Origin of the sequence: Bacillus nitratireducens (genome assembly GCF_036320425.1) — a bacterium.
GTDB lineage: Bacteria > Bacillota > Bacilli > Bacillales > Bacillaceae_G > Bacillus_A > Bacillus_A nitratireducens.
Window position 1 is genome coordinate 1 of record NZ_JAUMJO010000007.1, and the last position, 22,446, is coordinate 22,446.

20 protein-coding genes, 2 rRNA genes and 1 riboswitch are annotated in these 22,446 nt (G+C 37.9%); of the genes, 18 read left to right on the forward strand and 4 right to left on the reverse strand.

The features are described from left to right. A 23S ribosomal RNA gene (locus Q3V31_RS23375) occupies positions 1-117 on the forward strand; the annotation flags it as partial. Positions 118-165: 48 nt separating this feature from the next. Further along, a 5S ribosomal RNA gene (gene rrf, locus Q3V31_RS23380) occupies positions 166-281 on the forward strand. 43 nt (positions 282-324) lie between these two features. On the opposite strand, the gene Q3V31_RS23385 is transcribed toward rrf, so the two are convergent. Then, complete coding sequence (locus tag Q3V31_RS23385) at positions 325-546, reverse strand: hypothetical protein (RefSeq protein ID WP_090814110.1); 222 nt, start codon at positions 544-546, stop codon at positions 325-327. Positions 547-882: 336 nt separating this feature from the next. Further along, positions 883-984: riboswitch (purine riboswitch) on the forward strand. Between the two features lie 110 nt (positions 985-1,094). Here Q3V31_RS23385 and purE point away from each other — a divergent pair. From purE to purD, 12 genes are all read left to right on the forward strand, one after another. Further along, entirely contained in the window at positions 1,095-1,580 is a 486-nt protein-coding gene (gene purE, locus Q3V31_RS23390; protein ID WP_002010008.1) for a 5-(carboxyamino)imidazole ribonucleotide mutase, read from the forward strand. Next, a complete protein-coding gene (purK, locus tag Q3V31_RS23395) occupies positions 1,577-2,728 on the forward strand; it encodes a 5-(carboxyamino)imidazole ribonucleotide synthase (protein WP_071747186.1) in 1,152 nt (383 codons plus the stop codon). Before purE ends, purK begins: the two co-directional genes overlap by 4 nt. Then, complete coding sequence (purB, locus tag Q3V31_RS23400; RefSeq protein ID WP_000610751.1) at positions 2,725-4,032, forward strand: adenylosuccinate lyase; 1,308 nt, start codon at positions 2,725-2,727, stop codon at positions 4,030-4,032. The genes purK and purB overlap by 4 nt, the downstream gene beginning before the upstream one ends. Before the next feature lie 88 nt (positions 4,033-4,120). Beyond that, positions 4,121-4,840, forward strand: a complete 720-nt coding sequence (purC, locus tag Q3V31_RS23405) for a phosphoribosylaminoimidazolesuccinocarboxamide synthase (protein ID WP_329767357.1) — start codon at positions 4,121-4,123, stop codon at positions 4,838-4,840. Next, entirely contained in the window at positions 4,833-5,087 is a 255-nt protein-coding gene (purS, locus tag Q3V31_RS23410) for a phosphoribosylformylglycinamidine synthase subunit PurS (protein ID WP_000278821.1), read from the forward strand. The genes purC and purS overlap by 8 nt, the downstream gene beginning before the upstream one ends. After that, entirely contained in the window at positions 5,084-5,767 is a 684-nt protein-coding gene (gene purQ, locus Q3V31_RS23415) for a phosphoribosylformylglycinamidine synthase subunit PurQ (RefSeq protein ID WP_000666771.1), read from the forward strand. The genes purS and purQ overlap by 4 nt, the downstream gene beginning before the upstream one ends. After that, positions 5,751-7,970, forward strand: a complete 2,220-nt coding sequence (gene purL / locus Q3V31_RS23420) for a phosphoribosylformylglycinamidine synthase II (RefSeq protein ID WP_000055548.1) — start codon at positions 5,751-5,753, stop codon at positions 7,968-7,970. The genes purQ and purL overlap by 17 nt, the downstream gene beginning before the upstream one ends. Continuing rightward, positions 7,955-9,370, forward strand: coding sequence for an amidophosphoribosyltransferase (gene purF, locus Q3V31_RS23425; RefSeq protein ID WP_000879017.1), 1,416 nt, complete (start codon positions 7,955-7,957; stop codon positions 9,368-9,370). Before purL ends, purF begins: the two co-directional genes overlap by 16 nt. Before the next feature lie 101 nt (positions 9,371-9,471). Beyond that, positions 9,472-10,512, forward strand: coding sequence for a phosphoribosylformylglycinamidine cyclo-ligase (gene purM, locus Q3V31_RS23430; protein WP_001262446.1), 1,041 nt, complete (start codon positions 9,472-9,474; stop codon positions 10,510-10,512). Beyond that, the gene (purN, locus tag Q3V31_RS23435) at positions 10,509-11,096 is read left to right on the forward strand and encodes a phosphoribosylglycinamide formyltransferase (RefSeq protein ID WP_000088583.1); all 588 of its coding nucleotides are present in this window, start codon (positions 10,509-10,511) and stop codon (positions 11,094-11,096) included. Before purM ends, purN begins: the two co-directional genes overlap by 4 nt. Before the next feature lie 24 nt (positions 11,097-11,120). After that, entirely contained in the window at positions 11,121-12,656 is a 1,536-nt protein-coding gene (gene purH / locus Q3V31_RS23440) for a bifunctional phosphoribosylaminoimidazolecarboxamide formyltransferase/IMP cyclohydrolase (RefSeq protein ID WP_000745415.1), read from the forward strand. A 378-nt stretch (positions 12,657-13,034) separates the two neighbouring features. Further along, a complete protein-coding gene (purD, locus tag Q3V31_RS23445) occupies positions 13,035-14,306 on the forward strand; it encodes a phosphoribosylamine--glycine ligase (RefSeq protein ID WP_090814068.1) in 1,272 nt (423 codons plus the stop codon). 34 nt (positions 14,307-14,340) lie between these two features. Here the strand turns inward: purD and Q3V31_RS23450 are convergent, their stop codons facing one another. From Q3V31_RS23450 to Q3V31_RS23460, 3 genes are all read right to left on the reverse strand, one after another. Further along, positions 14,341-14,505, reverse strand: coding sequence for a type II toxin-antitoxin system antitoxin (locus Q3V31_RS23450; RefSeq protein ID WP_001085172.1), 165 nt, complete (start codon positions 14,503-14,505; stop codon positions 14,341-14,343). Positions 14,506-14,521: 16 nt separating this feature from the next. Further along, positions 14,522-15,367, reverse strand: coding sequence for an SPFH domain-containing protein (locus Q3V31_RS23455; protein WP_000660690.1), 846 nt, complete (start codon positions 15,365-15,367; stop codon positions 14,522-14,524). Positions 15,368-15,586: 219 nt separating this feature from the next. After that, entirely contained in the window at positions 15,587-15,964 is a 378-nt protein-coding gene (locus tag Q3V31_RS23460; RefSeq protein ID WP_000812358.1) for a YgaP family membrane protein, read from the reverse strand. Positions 15,965-16,260: 296 nt separating this feature from the next. Between Q3V31_RS23460 and pcrB the strand changes: the two genes are divergently transcribed. The 4 genes from pcrB to Q3V31_RS23480 are packed head-to-tail and all read left to right on the forward strand — an operon-like array spanning position 16,261 to position 22,444. Continuing rightward, positions 16,261-16,950 carry a heptaprenylglyceryl phosphate synthase gene (gene pcrB, locus Q3V31_RS23465; protein WP_090814069.1) on the forward strand — a complete coding sequence of 230 codons (690 nt, stop codon included), beginning with the start codon at positions 16,261-16,263 and terminating at the stop codon, positions 16,948-16,950. Positions 16,951-16,962: 12 nt separating this feature from the next. Further along, positions 16,963-19,206, forward strand: coding sequence for a DNA helicase PcrA (gene pcrA / locus Q3V31_RS23470; protein ID WP_002074258.1), 2,244 nt, complete (start codon positions 16,963-16,965; stop codon positions 19,204-19,206). 15 nt (positions 19,207-19,221) lie between these two features. Continuing rightward, positions 19,222-21,231 carry an NAD-dependent DNA ligase LigA gene (gene ligA, locus Q3V31_RS23475; protein ID WP_000031424.1) on the forward strand — a complete coding sequence of 670 codons (2,010 nt, stop codon included), beginning with the start codon at positions 19,222-19,224 and terminating at the stop codon, positions 21,229-21,231. Positions 21,232-21,247: 16 nt separating this feature from the next. Then, positions 21,248-22,444, forward strand: a complete 1,197-nt coding sequence (locus tag Q3V31_RS23480; protein ID WP_000717054.1) for a CamS family sex pheromone protein — start codon at positions 21,248-21,250, stop codon at positions 22,442-22,444. Positions 22,445-22,446: the final 2 nt, after the last annotated feature.

Consider the following 22,446-nt stretch of genomic DNA (forward strand, 5'->3'; position numbering starts at 1 on the left):
ATTTCCCATAGCGTAAGCTAGTAAGATCCCTGAAAGATGATCAGGTTGATAGGTTCGAGGTGGAAGCATGGTGACATGTGGAGCTGACGAATACTAATAGATCGAGGACTTAACCATATAATATGTAGCAATGTTATCTAGTTTTGAAGGAATATGCCTTCATAGTTTGGTGATGATGGCAGAGAGGTCACACCCGTTCCCATACCGAACACGGAAGTTAAGCTCTCTAGCGCCGATGGTAGTTGGGACCTTGTCCCTGTGAGAGTAGGACGTCGCCAAGCAAAAACCTAAGTCGTTTCGACTTAGGTTTTTTTGTGTTTATTTTTATTTACCAAATGTTAAAATCCATAAATTGAATGAAGCTAAAGAAGAAAAAAGAATGAAATAGAGGCTGTTTAAAATAATGGCAATGATTTTTTGTGCTCCTGATTTTCCGAATGCTCCTAAAATAATACCTAAGATAGGAAGTATTATTTCTATCATAAGTATATATCTAAAATAATGAGAGTAGAAAAAATGAGATGATATAAATAAGTATTCAATCATTACAGCAATTATCGCGATAGAGAAACATAAATAGGATAATAGCACAGTTAGTTATTTTTTCACGGTTAATTCCTCCTTAGAAATTAAATGGTTATAATATAAGTTCTATTGATGTATAGAATACAAGAGTGTATATACTTTGGTTGAAACATACTGAAGTAAATTATACATAAAATAGATCTCTAGAAATATATATTCTAATTCCCTTTTCTTCTTGCATATAGTTGCAATTCTTCTTTTGAATATAACTAAAACACGAACGTTATCAATTGCTAATAAAAAAACATTCGATTATTTGTTGACATTGTTTATGAAATATTGTTAATATAGCCATAGAAACAATAATATATAAGACCTCATATAATCGCGGGGATATGGCCTGCAAGTCTCTACCTAACGACCGTTATTCGTTAGACTATGAGGGAAAGTCACTCGGTATTTTTCTATTCACAAGGGATACGTATGCCTGAGTAGAGCGCTTTCTCTCATAGTAAAAGAGAAACTGTTCTATTTCAGGCTTTTTTTATTTGAATCGGGGGGATTCTAATATGAAATCACTAGTTGGAGTCATAATGGGAAGCACGTCAGACTGGGAAACAATGAAATATGCTTGTGACATTTTAGATGAATTAAATATACCGTATGAGAAAAAAGTTGTATCCGCTCATAGGACTCCGGATTATATGTTTGAATATGCAGAGACAGCTCGTGAACGTGGATTAAAAGTTATTATTGCTGGAGCCGGTGGAGCAGCGCATTTACCAGGAATGGTTGCAGCGAAGACAAATCTTCCTGTAATCGGTGTCCCGGTCCAATCAAAGGCGTTAAACGGCCTAGATTCGTTATTATCCATCGTCCAAATGCCAGGAGGGGTTCCAGTTGCAACTGTTGCAATTGGTAAGGCTGGTTCAACGAATGCTGGATTACTTGCTGCACAAATACTTGGATCATTTCATGATGATATACATGATGCATTAGAACTGAGACGAGAAGCTATTGAGAAAACTGTGCGTGAAGGTAGTGAGCTAGTATGACGAGAATCATTTTACCTGGAAAAACAATCGGCATTATTGGAGGCGGCCAGCTAGGAAGAATGATGGCATTGGCAGCTAAGGAGATGGGATATAAAATTGCTGTTTTAGATCCTACAAAGAATTCACCATGTGCACAAGTTGCTGATATTGAAATTGTTGCACCATATGACGATTTAAAAGCAATTCAGCATTTAGCAGAGATCAGTGATGTAGTCACATATGAATTTGAGAATATTGATTATAGATGCTTACAATGGCTGGAAAAACATGCTTACTTACCACAAGGTAGTCAGTTGTTAAGTAAAACGCAAAATCGTTTTACAGAAAAGAATGCAATTGAAAAAGCGGGATTACCAGTAGCAACGTATAGATTGGTTCAAACTCAAGAACAGCTTACTGAAGCAATCGCCGATTTATCATATCCTTCCGTCTTAAAAACAACGACAGGTGGATATGATGGGAAAGGGCAAGTTGTTTTAAGAAGTGAAGCTGACGTTGATAAAGCGCGAAAGCTTGCGAATGCAGCGGAGTGCATTTTAGAAAAATGGGTGCCTTTTGAAAAAGAAGTATCAGTTATTGTAATTCGTAGTGTAAGTGGTGAAACGAAAGTATTTCCGGTAGCGGAAAATATTCATGTAAATAACATTTTGCATGAATCTATCGTTCCAGCTCGCATTACAGAGGAACTTTCTCAAAAAGCAATTGCTTATGCAAAAGTGCTCGCGGATGAACTAGAACTTGTGGGAACACTAGCGGTAGAGATGTTTGCTACAGCTGACGGTGAGATTTACATTAATGAATTAGCACCAAGACCTCACAATTCAGGACACTATACACAGGATGCATGTGAAACGAGTCAATTTGGTCAACATATTCGAGCAATCTGTAATTTACCTCTTGGAGAAACAAATTTGTTAAAACCAGTTGTCATGGTAAACATTTTAGGCGAACATATAGAAGGGGTCCTAGGACAAGTGAATAGACTAACCGGGTGCTATTTACACTTGTATGGAAAAGAAGAAGCAAAAGCGCAGCGAAAAATGGGGCATGTTAATATTTTAAATGATAATATTGAAGTCGCTCTAGAAAAAGCGAAGAGTTTGCATATTTGGGACCATCAAGAACAACTGTTGGAGGGAAAAAGATGATTAATCGTTATACACGCCCTGAAATGGGTGCAATTTGGACGGAAGAAAACAAATTTAAGGCATGGTTAGAAGTTGAGATTTTAGCTTGTGAAGCATGGGCTGAGCTTGGCGACATTCCAAAAGAAGATGTTAAAAAAATTCGTGAGCATGCATCATTTGATATTGATCGTATTTATGAAATTGAAAAAGAGACACGTCATGACGTAGTTGCATTCACTCGCGCTGTATCAGAAACACCAGCATTAGGTGAGGAACGTAAATGGGTTCATTACGGTTTAACATCTACAGACGTAGTAGATACAGCGTTATCTTACATCTTAAAACAAGCGAATGAAATCATATTAAAAGACTTAGAAAACTTTGTAAGCATTTTAGCTAACAAAGCGAAAGAGCATAAATACACGATCATGATGGGAAGAACACACGGTGTTCATGCAGAACCAACAACATTTGGTTTAAAACTTGGTCTTTGGTATGAAGAAATGAAACGTAACGTAGAGCGTTTCAAACAAGCTGCTGATACAGTTCGCGTTGGTAAATTATCTGGTGCGGTTGGTACATACGCGAACATTGATCCATTCGTAGAGAAATTTGTTTGTGAAAACTTAGGATTAGAAGCAGCACCAATTTCTACACAAACATTGCAACGTGATCGCCATGCTCATTACATGTCAACACTTGCACTAATCGCAACATCTATTGAAAAGATGGCAGTTGAGATTCGTGGTTTACAAAAGAGTGAAACACGTGAAGTTGAAGAGGCTTTTGCAAAAGGCCAAAAAGGTTCTTCTGCAATGCCACATAAACGTAATCCAATTGGATCTGAAAATATGACTGGTTTAGCTCGTGTTATCCGCGGTTATATGATGACAGCTTACGAGAATGTTCCATTATGGCATGAGCGCGATATTTCTCACTCTTCAGCAGAACGCGTAATTTTACCAGATGCTACAATCGCGTTAAATTACATGTTAAATCGCTTTGGTAATATCGTTAAAAACTTAACTGTATACCCAGAGAATATGAAACGCAATATGACAAGAACATACGGCTTAATTTATTCTCAGCGCGTAATGCTTACATTAATCGACAAAGGTATGGTACGTGAAGAAGCTTATGATATCGTACAGCCTAAAGCGATGGAAGCTTGGGAAACACAAGTACAATTTAAAGAGCTTGTAGAAGCTGATGAGCGTATTACGAGCAAGTTATCACAAGAAGAAATTAATGAATGCTTCAACTATGAGCATCATATGCAACACGTTGATACAATCTTTGAACGCCTTGGGTTAAACGAAGCGTAAAATTTCATATGGCACAGAATAGAGTCATTCTGTGCCATTCTTTATAAAAACATTATTCACATTTTTCAAACTACAGGGGGCTTGCGAAATGCAAAAGCTAGAATTGCTGTATGAAGGTAAGGCAAAAAGAATTTATCGTACAGAATCAGCAGATATGGTTTGGGTAGAGTACAAAGATAGTGCGACTGCTTTCAATGGGGAGAAAAAAGAGACGATTACAGGAAAAGGTCGTTTGAACAATGAGATTACAACTTCATTGTTCAGAAAGTTACAAGAAGTAGGAATAAAAACACATTTTGTAGAGAAGTTATCTGAAACAGAGCAACTTGTTAAAAAAGTGAGTATTATTCCTCTAGAAGTTGTCACAAGAAATGTAATTGCAGGAAGTCTTTCAAAACGATTAGGAATGGAAGAGGGAACTGTACTTGCAGAACCAATCGTAGAATTTTACTTCAAAGATGATGATTTAGGAGATCCGCTTGTAACGGAAGATCATATTCGTGTATTAAACGTTGCATCACCAGAGCAAGTAAGCGTATTACGAGATATGGCTCTACAAATCAATCAAGTGTTGATTGATCATTTCGCAAGCTGTCGTGTAAGATTAGTAGATTTTAAATTAGAGTTTGGTGTAACAGATGAAGGAGAAATCATTTTAGCGGATGAAATTTCACCAGATACTTGCCGTTTATGGGATGAAACGAGCAATGAAAAATTTGATAAAGACGTATTCCGTCGTGACCTTGGAAATTTAACAGAAGCTTATGAAGAGATTTTAAAACGTTTAGGGGGAATTTCACATGTATAAAGTTAAGGTATATGTAACGTTAAGAGAAAGCGTATTAGATCCACAAGGAACAGCAGTAAAAGGGGCACTTCATAGTCTTTCGTTCACAGAAGTACAAGACGTTCGAATCGGAAAATATATGGAATTAACAATTGATAAATCAGTATCTGACCTTGACGCAAAGGTAAAAGAAATGTGTGAAAAACTATTAACAAACGTTGTAATGGAAGACTTCCGTTATGAAGTTGAGGAGGTTGTCGCACAGTGAAATTTGCAGTCATAGTATTCCCAGGTTCGAACTGTGATGTCGATATGTTCCATGCAATTAAAGATGAGCTTGGTGAAGAAGTAGATTACGTTTGGCACGATAGAGAGAATTTAGATGAATATGATGCAATTTTACTACCTGGTGGATTCTCTTACGGTGACTATTTACGTTGTGGTGCTATTTCTCGCTTTGCTAACGCAATGAAAGCAGTGCAAAAAGCTGCTGAGCAAGGAAAACCAATTTTAGGAGTGTGTAATGGATTCCAGATTCTTGTTGAATCAGGATTACTACCAGGAGCACTAATGAGAAACGAAAACTTAAAATTTATGTGTCGCACTGTTCAGTTACGCGTTGAAAATAATGAAACGATGTTTACATCACAATATGAAAAAGATGAAGTAATCAATATTCCAATTGCACATGGTGAAGGGAATTACTATTGTGATGAAGCGACTCTTAAACAATTAGAAGAGAATAATCAAATCGCATTCCGTTATGTAGAAAATCCGAACGGTAGCGTTTCAGATATTGCTGGTATTGTAAATGAAAAGGGAAATGTACTTGGTATGATGCCACACCCAGAGCGTGCTGTAGATGAATTGCTTGGTGGTGCTGAAGGGTTAAAAGTCTTTCAATCTATCTTAAAACAGTGGAGGGAAACATATGTCGTTAATGCTTGAACCAAATCCAACACAAATTAAAGAAGAGCGCATATATGCGGAAATGGGGCTAACAGACGAAGAGTTTGCCATGGTTGAAAAGATTTTAGGCCGTCTGCCAAATTATACAGAAACAGGATTATTCTCTGTTATGTGGTCTGAACATTGTAGTTATAAAAATTCGAAGCCAGTACTTCGTAAATTCCCAACGACGGGTGAGCGCGTTCTGCAAGGACCTGGAGAAGGTGCTGGAATTGTAGACATCGGTGATAATCAAGCGGTTGTATTTAAAATGGAAAGCCATAACCACCCTTCTGCTATTGAACCATATCAAGGAGCAGCAACAGGCGTTGGTGGTATTATTCGTGACGTATTCTCTATGGGAGCACGTCCAGTAGCTCTATTAAACTCACTTCGCTTCGGTGAATTACAATCACCACGTGTGAAATATTTATTCGAAGAAGTAGTAGCAGGAATCGCAGGATACGGTAACTGCATCGGTATTCCTACTGTTGGCGGCGAAGTACAATTTGATCCATGTTATGAAGGAAATCCACTTGTAAATGCAATGTGCGTAGGTTTAATTAACCATGAAGATATTAAAAAAGGGCAAGCGCACGGTGCTGGTAATACAGTAATGTACGTAGGAGCATCAACAGGTCGTGATGGTATTCACGGTGCAACATTCGCATCTGAAGAGCTATCTGAAAGCTCAGAAGCGAAACGTCCGGCAGTTCAAGTAGGAGATCCATTTATGGAGAAACTTCTTATTGAAGCTTGCTTAGAACTTATTCAGTCGGATGCACTTGTTGGAATTCAAGATATGGGAGCTGCTGGTTTAACGTCATCTTCTGCAGAAATGGCAAGTAAAGCAGGTATGGGTATTGAAATGTACTTAGATGATGTACCACAGCGCGAAACAGGAATGACACCATATGAAATGATGCTATCTGAATCACAAGAACGTATGTTAATTGTTATAAAAAAAGGTAGAGAGCAAGAAATAGTAGATTTATTTGAGAAGTATGGTCTTGCAGCAGTTACGATGGGGAAAGTAACGGAAGACAAAATGCTTCGCTTATTCCATAAAGGTGAAAAGGTAGCTGAAGTACCAGCAGATGCTCTTGCAGAAGAAGCACCAATTTATCATAAACCATCAAAAGAAGCAGCATACTTTGCTGAGTTCCAGCAGATGAAAATGGAAACACCAAAAGTAGAAAATTATAAAGAAACGTTATTCGCTTTATTACAACAACCGACGATTGCGAGTAAAGAGTGGGTTTATGATCAATATGATTATCAAGTTCGCACAAGCACAGTTGTTACACCAGGTTCAGATGCAGCAGTTGTACGTGTACGCGGTACAGAAAAAGGATTAGCAATGACGACAGATTGTAACTCTCGCTACATTTATTTAGATCCAGAAGTGGGCGGTAAAATTGCAGTAGCAGAGGCAGCACGTAATATCGTATGTTCTGGAGGAGAGCCACTTGCAATTACAGATTGCTTAAACTTCGGTAATCCAGAAAAACCAGAAATCTTCTGGCAAATTGAAAAATCAGTAGATGGTATGAGTGAAGCTTGTCGCACATTACAAACGCCAGTTATCGGCGGAAACGTATCAATGTATAACGAGCGTAGTGGTGAAGCAGTATATCCAACACCGACAGTTGGGATGGTTGGACTTGTACACGATTTAAAACATGTAACAACACAAGAGTTTAAGCAAGCTGGCGATTTAGTTTACGTAATCGGAGAGACGAAAGCTGAGTTTGGTGGAAGTGAATTACAGAAAATGGTCCACGGCAAAATTTTCGGCCAATCACCAAGTATCGATCTAGATGTAGAATTAAAACGTCAAAAACAAGTATTAGAAGCAATTCAAGCTGGCCTTGTTCAATCCGCACATGATGTTGCTGAAGGTGGTTTAGCAGTTGCAATTTCTGAAAGTGCAATTGGTGCTAACGGTTTAGGTGCTAATGTGAAATTAGATGGAGAAGCAACAGCAGCATTATTCTCTGAATCACAATCTCGCTTTGTTATAACTGTAAAACGTGAAAATAAAGAAGCATTCGAGAAAGTGGTAGAAGCAATTCAAGTTGGAGAAGTAACAAATACAAATGAAGTAACAATTCATAATGAAGAAAATGAAGTATTACTTACAGCAAATGTAGATGAAATGAGAAAGGCTTGGAAAGGGGCAATCCCATGCTTGCTGAAATAAAGGGGTTAAATGAAGAATGTGGCGTTTTCGGAATTTGGGGGCATGAAAATGCAGCACAAGTTTCGTACTACGGATTGCATAGTTTGCAGCACCGTGGTCAAGAAGGCGCAGGCATCGTCGTAAATAATGGGGAAAAAATCATCGGTCACAAGGGGTTAGGTTTAATATCAGAAGTGTTTTCAAGAGGTGAGCTAGAAGGATTAAACGGAAAATCGGCAATTGGACACGTACGATATGCGACGGCTGGTGGAAGTGAAGTTGCTAATGTTCAACCATTATTATTCCGCTTTTCCGATCATAGTATGGCGTTAGCTCATAACGGAAATTTAATTAACGCAAAAATGCTTCGCCGTGAATTAGAGGCGGAAGGAAGTATTTTTCAAACTAGTTCAGATACAGAAGTACTTTTACATCTCATTAAACGTAGTACGAAAGATTCTTTAATTGAAAGTGTAAAAGAAGCTCTAAATAAAGTGAAAGGTGCGTTCGCATACCTTTTACTAACTGGAAATGAAATGATTGTTGCGCTAGATCCGAATGGATTCCGTCCTCTTTCAATTGGAAAGATGGGGGATGCTTACGTTGTAGCATCAGAAACATGTGCTTTTGATGTAGTAGGTGCAACATACATTCGTGATGTAGAACCTGGTGAATTACTTATCATCAATGATGAAGGAATTCACGTAGATCGTTTTACAAATGAAGTAGATCATGCAATTTGTAGTATGGAGTACATTTACTTTGCACGTCCGGATTCTAATATTGCAGGTATTAACGTCCATGCAGCACGTAAAAACATGGGAAAACGTTTAGCGGCGGAAGCACCTATTGAAGCTGATGTTGTTACTGGTGTACCAGACTCTAGTATTTCAGCAGCAATTGGTTATGCGGAGGCGACAGGCATTCCATATGAGTTAGGACTAATTAAAAATCGTTACGTTGGACGTACGTTTATTCAACCTTCTCAAGAACTGCGAGAGCAAGGGGTTAAGATGAAACTTTCAGCAGTAAGAGGTGTAGTTGAAGGAAAACGAGTTGTTATGATTGACGATTCTATCGTAAGAGGAACAACAAGTAAACGAATTGTTCGTATGCTTCGTGAGGCTGGAGCGACAGAAGTTCATGTAAGAATTGCTTCACCACCTCTTAAATATCCATGCTTCTATGGTATTGATATTCAAACGAGGAAAGAATTAATTGCAGCAAATCATACAGTAGAAGAAATCCGTGAAATAATCGGTGCAGATTCACTAACATTTTTAAGTGAAGATGGATTAGTAGATGCAATTGGACGTCCATATGAAGGGAAATATGGCGGTCTATGTATGGCTTACTTCAATGGTGACTATCCAACAGCTCTTTATGATTATGAGCAAGAGCTTTTAGAAAGTATGAAATAAGAAGAAAAAAGCTTCTACTTCCTTTGATGTAGAAGCTAGCTTCTTTCTTAAAACGGCCCGCCCTGGATGGGGAGAAATTAAAAGACGAGGTGTAAATAACGATGGCGAATGCATATAAGCAAGCAGGAGTAGATATTGAAGCTGGATATGAAGCGGTATCTCGCATGAAAAAACACGTACAAACAACAATGAGAAAAGAAGTACTAGGCGGTTTAGGCGGTTTTGGAGGTATGTTTGATCTATCAAAATTTGCATTAGAAGAACCTGTATTAGTATCTGGAACAGATGGCGTGGGAACGAAATTGATGCTCGCTTTTATGGCAGATAAACATGACACAATTGGTATTGATGCAGTAGCAATGTGTGTAAATGATATTGTTGTCCAAGGAGCAGAACCGCTTTTCTTCCTTGATTATATTGCTTGTGGTAAAGCTGAACCTAGTAAAATTGAAAACATCGTCAAAGGTATATCAGAGGGCTGTCGCCAAGCTGGTTGTGCATTAATTGGTGGAGAAACAGCTGAAATGCCAGGGATGTATTCTACGGAAGAATACGATTTAGCTGGTTTTACAGTTGGAATTGTTGATAAAAAGAAAATTGTAACAGGTGAAAAAATTGAAGCTGGTCAAGTATTAATTGGCCTAGCATCTAGCGGTATTCATAGTAATGGTTACTCTTTAGTACGAAAAGTGTTACTAGAAGATGGCGAACTATCTTTAGATCGCATTTATGGACGCTTAGAGCTACCTCTTGGTGAAGAATTATTAAAACCAACGAAAATTTATGTCAAACCTATTTTAGAACTATTGAAGAAACATGAAGTATACGGTATGGCACATATTACAGGTGGCGGATTCATTGAAAATATTCCACGTATGTTGCCAGAAGGAATTGGTGCTGAAATTGAGCTAGGAGCTTGGGAAATTCAGCCGATCTTCAGTTTACTTCAAGAAGTTGGGAAACTAGAAGAGAAAGAAATGTTCAATATTTTTAACATGGGTATTGGTATGGTAGTAGCGGTGAAGGAAGAAGATGCAAAAGATGTTGTTCGTCTTCTTGAAGAGCAAGGAGAAACAGCTCGTATTATTGGACGTACTGTACAAGGGACCGGTGTTACTTTCAATGGGGGCACAGCACTATGAGTAGATTAGCAGTTTTTGCTTCTGGAAGTGGATCTAACTTTCAATCTCTCGTTAATGCGGTGGAAGAAAAAAGATTGGATGCAGAAATTAGTTTATTAGTATGTGATAAACCAGAAGCACGTGCTGTTGGACGGGCACATTATCATCATATTCCGTGTTTCGCCTTTTCAGCGAAAGCATATGAGTCAAAAGAAGCATTTGAAAAAGAAATATTAAAGAAGCTAGAAGAGTATGAAATTGATTATGTTATTTTAGCTGGATATATGCGTTTAATTGGGCCGACTTTACTAGGAGCGTACGGTGGGAAGATTATTAATATTCATCCATCACTATTACCGAGTTTTCCGGGTAAAGATGCTGTCGGTCAAGCGTTAGAAGCAGGTGTGAAAGTAACTGGAGTAACAATTCATTATGTAGATGCAGGTATGGATACAGGTCCAATTATTGCGCAAGAAGCGGTAGTTGTTTCTGAAGGGGATACGAGAGAAAGCTTACAAAAGAAAATTCAACAAGTTGAACATAAATTATACGTAAATACAGTGAATCAAATTGTTCAGTCTGCGAAAGAAACAACTGTTAACTAACATACAACCAGGGGTGAAGGATAAATGAAAAAGCGTGCATTAGTAAGTGTTTCAGATAAAACAGGAGTAGTAGAATTTGTTAAAGGTTTACTAGAACAAGGGATTGAAGTTATTTCAACAGGTGGTACGAAAAAATTACTAGAAGAAAATGGCTTACAAGTAATCGGTATTTCTGAAGTAACTGGTTTCCCGGAAATTATGGATGGACGTGTAAAAACATTACACCCAAATATTCATGGTGGTCTATTAGCGGTTCGTGATAATGAAACGCATGTAGCGCAAATGAATGAATTAGGCATTCAACCAATTGACTTTGTTGTTGTTAACTTATACCCATTCAAAGAAACGATCGCTAAGCCTGATGTAACATTTGCTGATGCAATTGAAAATATTGATATCGGTGGCCCAACAATGATTCGCTCTGCTGCGAAAAATCATAAATTTGTATCGGTAATTGTAGATCCAGTAGATTACGATGTTGTATTAGCAGAACTGAAAGAGAACGGCGAAGTCAAAGAAGAAACGAAACGTAAATTAGCAGCGAAAGTATTCCGTCATACAGCGGCATATGATGCGTTAATTTCTAACTACTTAACAGAGCAAATGGGTGAAGAAAGTCCAGAAACATTAACGGTGACATTTGAGAAAAAACAAGATTTACGCTATGGAGAAAATCCACATCAAAAAGCAACATTCTATAAAGCGCCATTCGCTGCAACTTCTTCTGTTGCATACGCAGAACAATTACACGGTAAAGAATTATCTTATAACAATATTAACGATGCAGACGCAGCGCTTAGCATCGTAAAAGAATTTACAGAACCAGCAGTAGTAGCGGTAAAACATATGAATCCATGTGGCGTTGGAGTAGGAACTGATATTCACGAAGCATACACTCGTGCTTATGAAGCGGATCCAGTATCAATTTTTGGCGGTATTATTGCAGCTAATCGTGAAATTGATAAAGCTACAGCTGAAAAGTTACATGAAATTTTCTTAGAAATTGTTATCGCACCTTCTTTCTCACAAGAAGCTTTAGAAGTATTGCAAAGTAAGAAAAATTTACGTTTACTAACTGTAAATATTGAAAAGGCAACAAGCGCAAGTAAAAAGCTAACTTCTGTACAAGGTGGACTTCTTGTTCAAGAGGAAGATACGTTATCATTAGATGAAAGTACAATTTCAATTCCAACGAAACGTGAACCATCAGAGCAAGAGTGGAAAGATTTAAAACTAGCTTGGAAAGTTGTAAAGCATGTGAAATCAAATGCAATTGTTTTAGCGAATGATAACATGACAGTTGGTGTAGGTGCGGGACAGATGAACCGTGTAGGCTCTGCAAAAATCGCAATTACACAAGCTGGCGAAAAAGCACAAGGTAGCGCACTTGCATCTGATGCTTTCTTCCCGATGCCAGATACAGTAGAAGAAGCAGCAAAAGCTGGTATTACAGCAATCATTCAACCAGGCGGATCAATCCGTGATGAAGATTCTATTAAAGTGGCAGATAAGTATGGGATTACGATGGTGTTCACTGGCGTACGTCATTTCAAACACTAATAGAGGATGTTTAAAAGGTCCGGTCGAGATAACTGTCGCATGTCGTCGTTGCATTGCCAGTGCGGTACTCATGTAGGAAAGCTACACTCCGTGTCCTCCTGGCAAATGCGCCTCGACCTGCTCGGTTCTCTCGATCCTCCCTTTTAAACTTCTATTGATACGGATGTTTAAAAAGCCCGGTCAAGATAACTGTCGCATGTCGTCGTTGCATTGCCAGTGCGGTACTCATGTAGGAAAGCTACACTCCGTGTCCTCCTGGCGAATGCGCCTCGACCTGCTCGGTTCTCTCGATCCTCCTTTTTAAACTTACATTGATATGAAAACAAACTAGGAGCATAGCTTCTAGTTTGTACTTATTTAATTATTGGGGGATGAAATATGAATGTTTTAGTAATTGGCCGTGGTGGGCGTGAGCATGCTTTAGCTTGGAAATTTGCGCAATCTGAAAAGGTAGAAAAAGTATATGTAGCGCCAGGTAATGAAGGTATGCGAGATGTCGCAACACCAGTTGATATTGATGAGAATGATTTCGATGCATTAGTCTTATTTGCAAAAGAGAAGAATGTTGAATTAACTTTCGTTGGACCCGAAATTCCGCTTATGAACGGAATCGTGGATCGTTTTAAGGAAGAGGGACTTCGTGTATTTGGCCCTAATAAAGCGGCTGCTGTTATTGAAGGTAGTAAGGCTTTTACGAAAGAATTGATGAAAAAGTACGATATTCCAACTGCGGCATATGAAACTTTTACAGATTATGAAGAAGCAGTACAGTACATTCAAAAAGTTGGTGCACCGATTGTAATTAAGGCAGATGGTTTAGCTGCTGGTAAAGGTGTAACAGTAGCAATGACACTTGAAGAGGCATTACAAGCTGCGAAAGAAATGCTACAAGATGTCAAGTTCGGCGAAGCGAGCAAGAAGGTCGTTATTGAAGAGTTTCTAGATGGACAAGAATTTTCATTAATGGCATTTGTAAATGGAACAACCGTACATCCGATGGTAATTGCTCAAGATCATAAACGCGCTTTTGATGGGGATAAAGGTCCAAATACAGGTGGAATGGGTGCATATTCTCCAGTACCACAAATTTCAGAATCAGCAGTTCAAGAAGCGATTCAAACAGTATTACACCCAACTGCCAAGGCGATGATTGCAGAAAACCGTTCGTTTACAGGTATTTTATACGCAGGTCTTATTTTAACAAATGATGGTCCAAAGGTAATTGAATTTAATGCACGCTTTGGCGATCCTGAAACAGAAGTTGTATTACCTCGCTTAGAAAACGATTTAGTTGATGTATGTAACGCTGTATTAGATGAAAGTGAGCTAACATTACAATGGTCAGAGGAAGCAGTAATTGGTGTTGTACTTGCTTCGAAAGGATATCCAGAAGCGTATAAAAAAGGTGACATTATTAAAGGATTAGATGCATTGCAAGATGCAATTGTTTTCCATTCAGGCACAGCGATGAAGCATGGTGATTTTGTAACAAACGGTGGCCGTGTACTATTTGTTGCTTGTAAGGCGAATAGTTTACAAGAAGCGAAAGACAAAGTATATAAAGAAATCGGTAAAATTGAGAGTGATGGTCTATTTTATCGAAGTGATATAGGATATCGTGCAATTGGGCATGAGATGACGAGAAGCTAATATAAAAATCCCGCTGATTTCTCAGCGGGATTTTTTATTCATCTTTATCTTTTTTCAATTTTCCTTTTTGCTTTGCCATTTCTCGAAGCAAATACTCGATGTGTGCATTGACGCTACGAAACTCATCATTTGCCCATTTTTCGATGACTGCGTGTAATTCAGGATCAATACGTAATGGAAAGCTTTTCTTTTTAGCCATAATTATTTACAACCTTTTAATATAGGCTTCCTGTATTAATAACTGGTTGCGCACCTTTATCTGAAACGATGGCAACTAATAAATTGTTCACCATATTTGCTTTACGCTCGTCATCGAGTTCCAGTACGCCTTCTTCATCTAACATATGGATTGAATCTTTCGCCATCTTCACAGCACCTTCAACAATCTCTTTTCTAGCAGCTAATACTGCTTTTGCTTGTTGACGTTGGAGCATTGCATGGGCAATTTCTGTTGCGTAAGCTAAATGTGTTAAACGAGTTTCTAATACTTCTACACCAGCAATTTCAAGGCGTGCTTCTAGCTCACGCTTTAATTCTTCAGAGATTTCTTCAGTGTTTCCTCGTAACGTGATACAAGTTTCATCTTGGAAATTATCATAAGGATATTTTGTTGCAACGTGGCGGATTGCTGTTTCGCTTTGAATTTCTACGAATCGATCGTAATGTTCAACACCAAACATTGCTTTTGCAGAATCAACAACTTTATATACGATAACAGCTGCAATTTCAATTGGATTTCCCTCAACATCATTTACTTTTAATTTCTTACTGTTAAAGTTTTCAACACGTAAAGATACAGTTTGACGGAATGCAAACGGAATTGTTAAAAATAAACCGTTTTGACGAATTGTTCCTAAATAATTACCGAAGAACGTAATAACTTTCGCTTGATTCGGTTGAACGATACCGATACCTGTAGCTAAAACAGATGCTAATATGAGAACTAAAATAGCTATTACAAACATTTCTTGTACAAGGCAAAATACACCGATAGCGGCTAAAAATAAAATTCCAATAACGCCGAGAAATCCATTAACATAAAATACTTGTTTTTCTTTCATATGATCGCCTCCTGATATAAAAATGATATCACTTTTATATCATTCTATGCAAGGGGTTTACACCTAATTTTCTGAATTTTATCGCTTGATGTTTTTTATGTATGTTTTAGGGGTGAGAATAAGAATGTACGTTCTGTTTTGTGGTAAAATAAAGAAGACTTAACCGCCCACTGCAGCAGCTAAGTCTCTTTGAGAGCATCTTGCATCGTGACAAATGATTCAAAGCGGTTTTGCCAGGATTAATTCTTCAATCGCTGACTCAATCTCTTTGTCAGAAGTATCATAACTTCCATTTGACTTTGGTTTGTCATGACTGGAAGCTTGATTCACTTCTTCTTTAGCATGTCCTTTTTCAGTAAAATTCATGCTAGGCATTTTAAATGCGCCCATATTCATATATTTTCCAAACTTACATGCTTCAACGATAGGGCAGAAACGAACGATGCCCTCTGCAATTTTCATGGCACCAATCCATAGTAAAACTTTAGACCAAGTGCACCTAGGTTTACGTACGAGTTTAGCTGTACTACAACCGAAGAGGATAAGTCCGAGTGTGATTCGAATTAGAGCACTAATTGTACCGATGTTTTGCTTCATTAGAAAAACACTCCTTTTTGATGAACTTCGAAATAGAAATACTATTTCATTTGTTAGTATTCCGTATAAGTTTTTTGATATGTAATCCAACATTTAACGTTGAAAAAGATGTTGGAATGGGCGTGTGTGTAAGTAGCTTTTTTTGTTATAATGAAAGAATGCATAAAAGGGAGCGCGAAACTTGACTCGCCTTTGTGAACAGCTGTAGTAGAAGAACTTCAAAAATCCTAATAAAAACTAACTGCTTTTTTGAGCAGGGATATAGATATGATTAGAAAAAAAGAAAGGGTGTTTTCATGTACGATATTTCCAAATGGAAACATGTATTTAAGCTAGATCCAAATAAGGAGCTAAGCGATGAACATTTAGAAATGATTTGTGAGTCTGGAACGGATGCTGTTATTGTAGGCGGAAGTGATGGTATAACAATTGATAATGTATTACACATGCTAGTTAGCATCCGCAGATATGCAGTTCCTTGTGTGTTAGAGGTTTCTGATGTGGAGGCAATTACACCAGGATTTGATTTTTATTATATCCCAAGCGTTTTAAATAGCCGAAAAGTAGAATGGGTAACAGGTGTTCATCATGAGGCATTGAAAGAATTTGGGGATATTATGGACTGGGACGAAATTTTCATGGAAGGGTATTGTGTTTTAAACCCTGAAGCGAAAGTAGCCCAGCTTACAGATGCGAAATGTGATTTAACAGAAGATGATGTGATTGCATACGCGCGTTTAGCAGACAAGTTATTACGTTTACCGATATTTTATTTAGAATACAGCGGTACGTATGGAGATGTGGAACTTGTTAAAAATGTAAAAGCAGAATTGAAACAAGCTAAGCTATATTATGGCGGCGGTATTTCTAATGCAGAGCAAGCGAAAGAAATGGCGCAGTATGCTGATACAATAGTTGTTGGAAATATTATTTATGATGATATAAAATCCGCATTAAAAACAGTTAAAGCAGTAAAAGGAGAGTAGGTGCAGGCGTATATGAGTACGACAGATAGGTTATTAAATGGTTTAAATCCAGAGCAACAAAAAGCAGTACAAACAACGAATGGACCACTTCTATTAATGGCAGGTGCAGGTAGTGGTAAAACACGTGTGTTAACACATCGTATTGCGTATTTACTTGGTGAAAAAGGTGTAGCACCATGGAATGTACTAGCTATTACCTTTACAAATAAAGCAGCTCGTGAAATGCGCGAGCGTATTGATACACTTGTCGGGCCAGAAGCAGAAGATATTTGGATTTCTACGTTCCACTCTATGTGTGTACGTATTTTACGACGTGATATCGATCGTATTGGTATTAATCGTAACTTTACAATCTTAGATTCAGGCGATCAGTTGACTGTAGTCAAGAAAATTATGAAAGAGCGCAATATTGATCCGAAAAAATTTGAGCCGCGCTCTATTTTAGCTGGTATTAGTAATGCGAAAAATGAATTGTTATCTGCAGATAAATATGCGAAAAAAATTACAATCGCTGATCCGTATGAAAAATTAACGAGCGATGTATATACAGAATATCAAAAACGTCTTTTGAAAAATAATTCATTAGACTTTGATGATTTAATTATGACAACGATTCAGCTATTTGAACGTGTTCCAGAAGTACTAGAGTTTTATCAGCGTAAGTTCCAATACATTCACGTGGATGAGTATCAAGATACGAACAAAGCGCAGTACCTTCTTGTTAAACATTTAGCAACACGTTTTAAAAATTTATGCGTTGTAGGTGACTCAGATCAGTCTATTTATCGCTGGCGTGGGGCTGACATTTCTAACATTTTGTCATTCGAAAAAGACTATGAGAATGCGCAAGTTATTCTGTTAGAACAAAACTATCGTTCGTCACAAAATATTTTAAATGCAGCGAATGCTGTTATCGAAAAAAATACGAATCGTAAACCGAAGAAATTATGGACAGATAATCAAGTTGGAAGCAAAATCTCGTATTACCGTGCTGCAACGGAAAAAGACGAAGCATATTTTGTTGCGAAAAAAATTCGTGACGATATTCAAATGGGGAAACGAAAATATACTGATTTTGCAGTATTATATCGTACAAATGCCCAGTCTCGTATGGTCGAGGAAATTTTCCTGAAATCTAATATTCCTTACAAAATTGTCGGCGGTACGAAGTTCTACGATCGTAAAGAGATTAAAGACATTTTGGCGTACTTACGTTTAATTGGGAATCCAGATGATGAGATTAGTTTCGCACGTATTATTAACATGCCGAAGCGTGGAATTGGTGCGACTTCTATCGATAAAATTATTAATTACGGTGTACAAAATGGAATTTCATTAACTGCTGTGTTCGATGAGATTGAACATGTTGGAGTAAGTGCGAAAATTACAAAGGCAGTAAAAGAATTCGCAGGTTTATTACACAACTGGGTAAATATGCAAGAGTATTTATCTGTTACAGAATTGGTTGAAGAAGTTATTGAAAAGACAGGCTATCGCGACATGCTGAAAAATGAGCGTACTTTAGAAGCAGAAGGTCGTCTAGAGAACTTAGATGAGTTTTTATCTGTTACGCAAACCTTTGAATCTCAAAGCGAAGATAAGAGCCTTGTTGCATTCTTAACAGACTTAGCGCTTGTTGCTGATATTGATCGTGTAGATGAAGATCCAACTGCTGGTGAAGAAGTTATTTTAATGACGATGCACTCAGCAAAAGGATTAGAGTTCCCAGTTGTCTTTATTGTTGGTTTAGAGGAAGGGATATTCCCGCATACTCGTTCTCTTATGGAAGAAGATGAAATGCAAGAAGAACGTCGTCTTGCTTATGTAGGTATTACTCGTGCAGAAGAAGAATTATATTTATCCAATGCACAAATGCGTACTTTATTTGGTAGAACAAGTATGAACGCATCATCTCGATTTATTACAGAAATCCCGGCAGAACTAGTGGAATCATTAAATGAAACAGCGCCGAAGCGTGAAACTTCGTTTGGGGCAAAAGGAAGAACGAAAAGTACAACAACAAGTACAACTACAACACGTTCTCGTTCAGCTTTCGTACGTCCTGCAGCTAAGACAACGGGCGGCGAACAAATTGGCTGGGCGGTAGGTGATAAAGCTTCCCACCAAAAATGGGGAGTCGGTACAGTTGTAAGTGTAAAAGGTGAAGGTGATGCAAAAGAATTAGATATTGCGTTCCCAAGCCCAATTGGTGTTAAACGTTTATTAGCAAAATTTGCACCTGTGACGAAACAATAGGAAAGGAATGAGGATATGTCAAAAGAGATAGCAAAAAAACGTATAGAAGAACTACGTGATTTGTTAAATACATTTAATTATCAATATCACGTATTAGACAATCCTTCTGTTTCTGATGCGGAGTATGACCGTAATATGCAGGAGCTTATAAAATTAGAAGCAGAGAACCCAGAGTTTATGAGTGAAGACTCTCCCTCCATTCGCGTTGGGGGGACTATTCTTGATATATTTGAAAAGGTAACGCATAAATCACCAATGTTAAGTTTAGGAAACGCGTTTAATGAAGGAGATTTGCGTGATTTTGATCGAAGAGTACATCAAGGAATTGATGATGCGAATGTAAGATATATATGCGAATTAAAAATTGACGGACTTGCTGTTTCACTTCATTATGAAAAAGGACGCTTCATTCAAGGAGCAACACGTGGTGATGGTATAACGGGTGAAGATATTACCCAAAACTTAAAAACGATTAAAGCTATCCCGCTGCGTTTAAATGAAGAAGTAACGTTAGAAGCACGAGGCGAGGCCTATATGCCGAAGCGTTCATTCGTTAAGTTGAATGAAGAGAAAGAACAAAATGGTGAAGATGTATTTGCAAATCCACGTAATGCGGCAGCAGGATCGATACGTCAACTTGATCCAAAAATTGCAGCAAAGCGTAATTTATCTATGTTTGTGTATGGTCTTGCTAATGTAGAAGAAAAAACAATTCCATCCCATAGTGAATCACTGGATTTCTTAGGTGAGCTTGGATTTAAGACGAATCCAAATCGTCGCACATGTGAAACAATCGAAGATGTAATAGCCTATGTAGAAGAATGGCAAGAAAAACGCCCGCATCTTGATTATGAGATTGATGGAATCGTTATAAAAGTAGACGATGTTGCTCTTCAAGAAAGCTTAGGAACTACAGCAAAGAGTCCAAGATGGGCGATTGCTTATAAATTCCCGGCTGAAGAAGTTGTTACGAGATTAACAGGGATTGAATTAAGTGTCGGCCGCACAGGGGTTGTAACACCAACTGCAGAGCTAGAGCCAGTGCGAGTAGCTGGAACTGTTGTTCGTCGTGCTTCTTTACATAACGAAGATTTAATTCGTGAAAAAGATATTCGAATCGGTGACTACGTTGTTGTGAAAAAAGCTGGAGATATCATTCCTGAAGTTGTGAACGTTATTTTTGATAAGCGTACTGGTGAGGAAGAAGAATATCATATGCCAACGCATTGTCCAGCGTGTGAGAGTGAACTTGTTCGTTTAGAAGAAGAAGTAGCACTTCGATGTATAAATCCGGCTTGTCCAGCTCAAATTCGTGAAGGGTTAATTCATTTCGTTTCAAGAAATGCAATGAATATTGATGGACTTGGAGAACGTGTAATTACACAACTTTTTGATGCGGATTATATTCGTACGTTTGCTGATTTATATTCATTGACGAAAGAGCAGTTACTACAGCTAGAACGTTTCGGTGAAAAATCAGCAACAAATTTAGTCCAAGCAATTGAGAATTCTAAGGAAAACTCATTAGAGCGGTTATTATTTGGTCTGGGTATTCGTCATGTCGGTGCGAAAGCGGCACGCACATTTGCTGAGCATTTCGAAACGATGGATGAGCTTGTGAAAGCGACGGAAGAAGAACTAAAAACAATTAATGAGATTGGTGAAAAAATGGCTCAATCCGTTGTAACGTATTTCGATAATGAAGACGTATTAGAGCTATTACAACAATTTAAAGAGTATGGCGTGAACATGGCATACAAAGGTATAAAAATTGCTGATTTACAAAATGTTGAATCGTACTTCGCAGGAAAAACTGTCGTCTTAACAGGGAAATTAGAAGTTATGGGCCGCAGTGAAGCGAAGAAGAAAATTGAGGCATTAGGTGGAAAAGTAACAGGAAGTGTTAGTAAAAGTACGGATTTACTTGTTGCTGGTGAAGCTGCTGGTTCGAAGTTAGCACAAGCAGAGAAGCACAATGTTGAAGTTTGGAATGAAGAGAGGTTCTTACAAGAGCTGAATAAGTAAGAGGTGCAAACTTACGATGAAAAAAATAGCGTTAGCGGTATTAAGTCTTAGCCTACTTGTAAGTGGGTGTAGCATGGGTTCTAACAAAGATGAAAAAACAGTTGAGAAATCAGGGAAAGCGAAAGAGCAAGCTGTTATCTCAAAATATTCCATTTCGGATGAATATTATAAGACAACATTTCCATTTGATCCAGGTCGTGCACGTGGTTTAGTTGGACAAAGTTTGAACAATCGTCTAGATATAGATGAATTTGAAACGGGACTAATGCGCATTGCGAAAGAATCATTTAGCACGAAAGATTATTTCTTTAAAGGCGGAAAGTTTCTAGAGGCTCAAGATATACAAATGCTTGTAAAAAGAAAGCGTACAGATGCTGAACAAAAAGAGCTAGAGGATAAGTTGAAAAAAGATGCAGTTAAATTTCCAAATATCGGACTGAATCCAGCCTTAAGTGAAGGTTCGGAGTCACTAGAAGTAAAAAATACAAAAAATCCAATGTATATCTCAAATATTTTGGAACATGACTATTACTTACAAAATGGTGATAAAAGTACTGAGCCTGATGGTGTTGTAGTTGGATTAGCGATGAATTCGGTTCATTATTACGAGGAAGAGCATGGTTATCCGCGTGAGGCTAAAATCGAGCAAGAAAAAATGTTAGCTGAAGGGAAAAAAATGGCACAAGAAATCTTGAAAGTCATGCAGCAAAAAAGCCCTGGAATAAAAGATGTTCCGGTTACATTTGCAATTTATCGTCAAGGTCCAAAGTCTTCACTTGTGCCAGGGAATTTTGTTTCTTATGCTAAGGTAGAAAAAGGTAGTGAAACGGTTGAGGATTGGAAGCCGATTAATGAGAAATACTATTTGTTCCCGTCTGAACAAGCAAAATCGGATAATAAACGTGAAGATCTTGCAAGGGTGTCAAACTTTAAAGCGAAATTAAGTGAGTATTTCCAAGGCGATTATACAGCTGTTATCGGTACTGGAATGTATAGAGATGATGAATTAAAAGAAATGAAGCTCGATATTCCTGTTCAATTCAATGGGGAAGCTGAAGTGATTGGCTTTACACAATATGTAGCGGGACTTGTTATGGAATACTTCCCAAATTATATGAGAGTACAAGTGACAATTAAATCAGTGGAACGTCCAGAAGCAATTATTATACGTGAAGCGAAGCAAGATGAACCACTTGTGAAAATTTTAGATTAAAG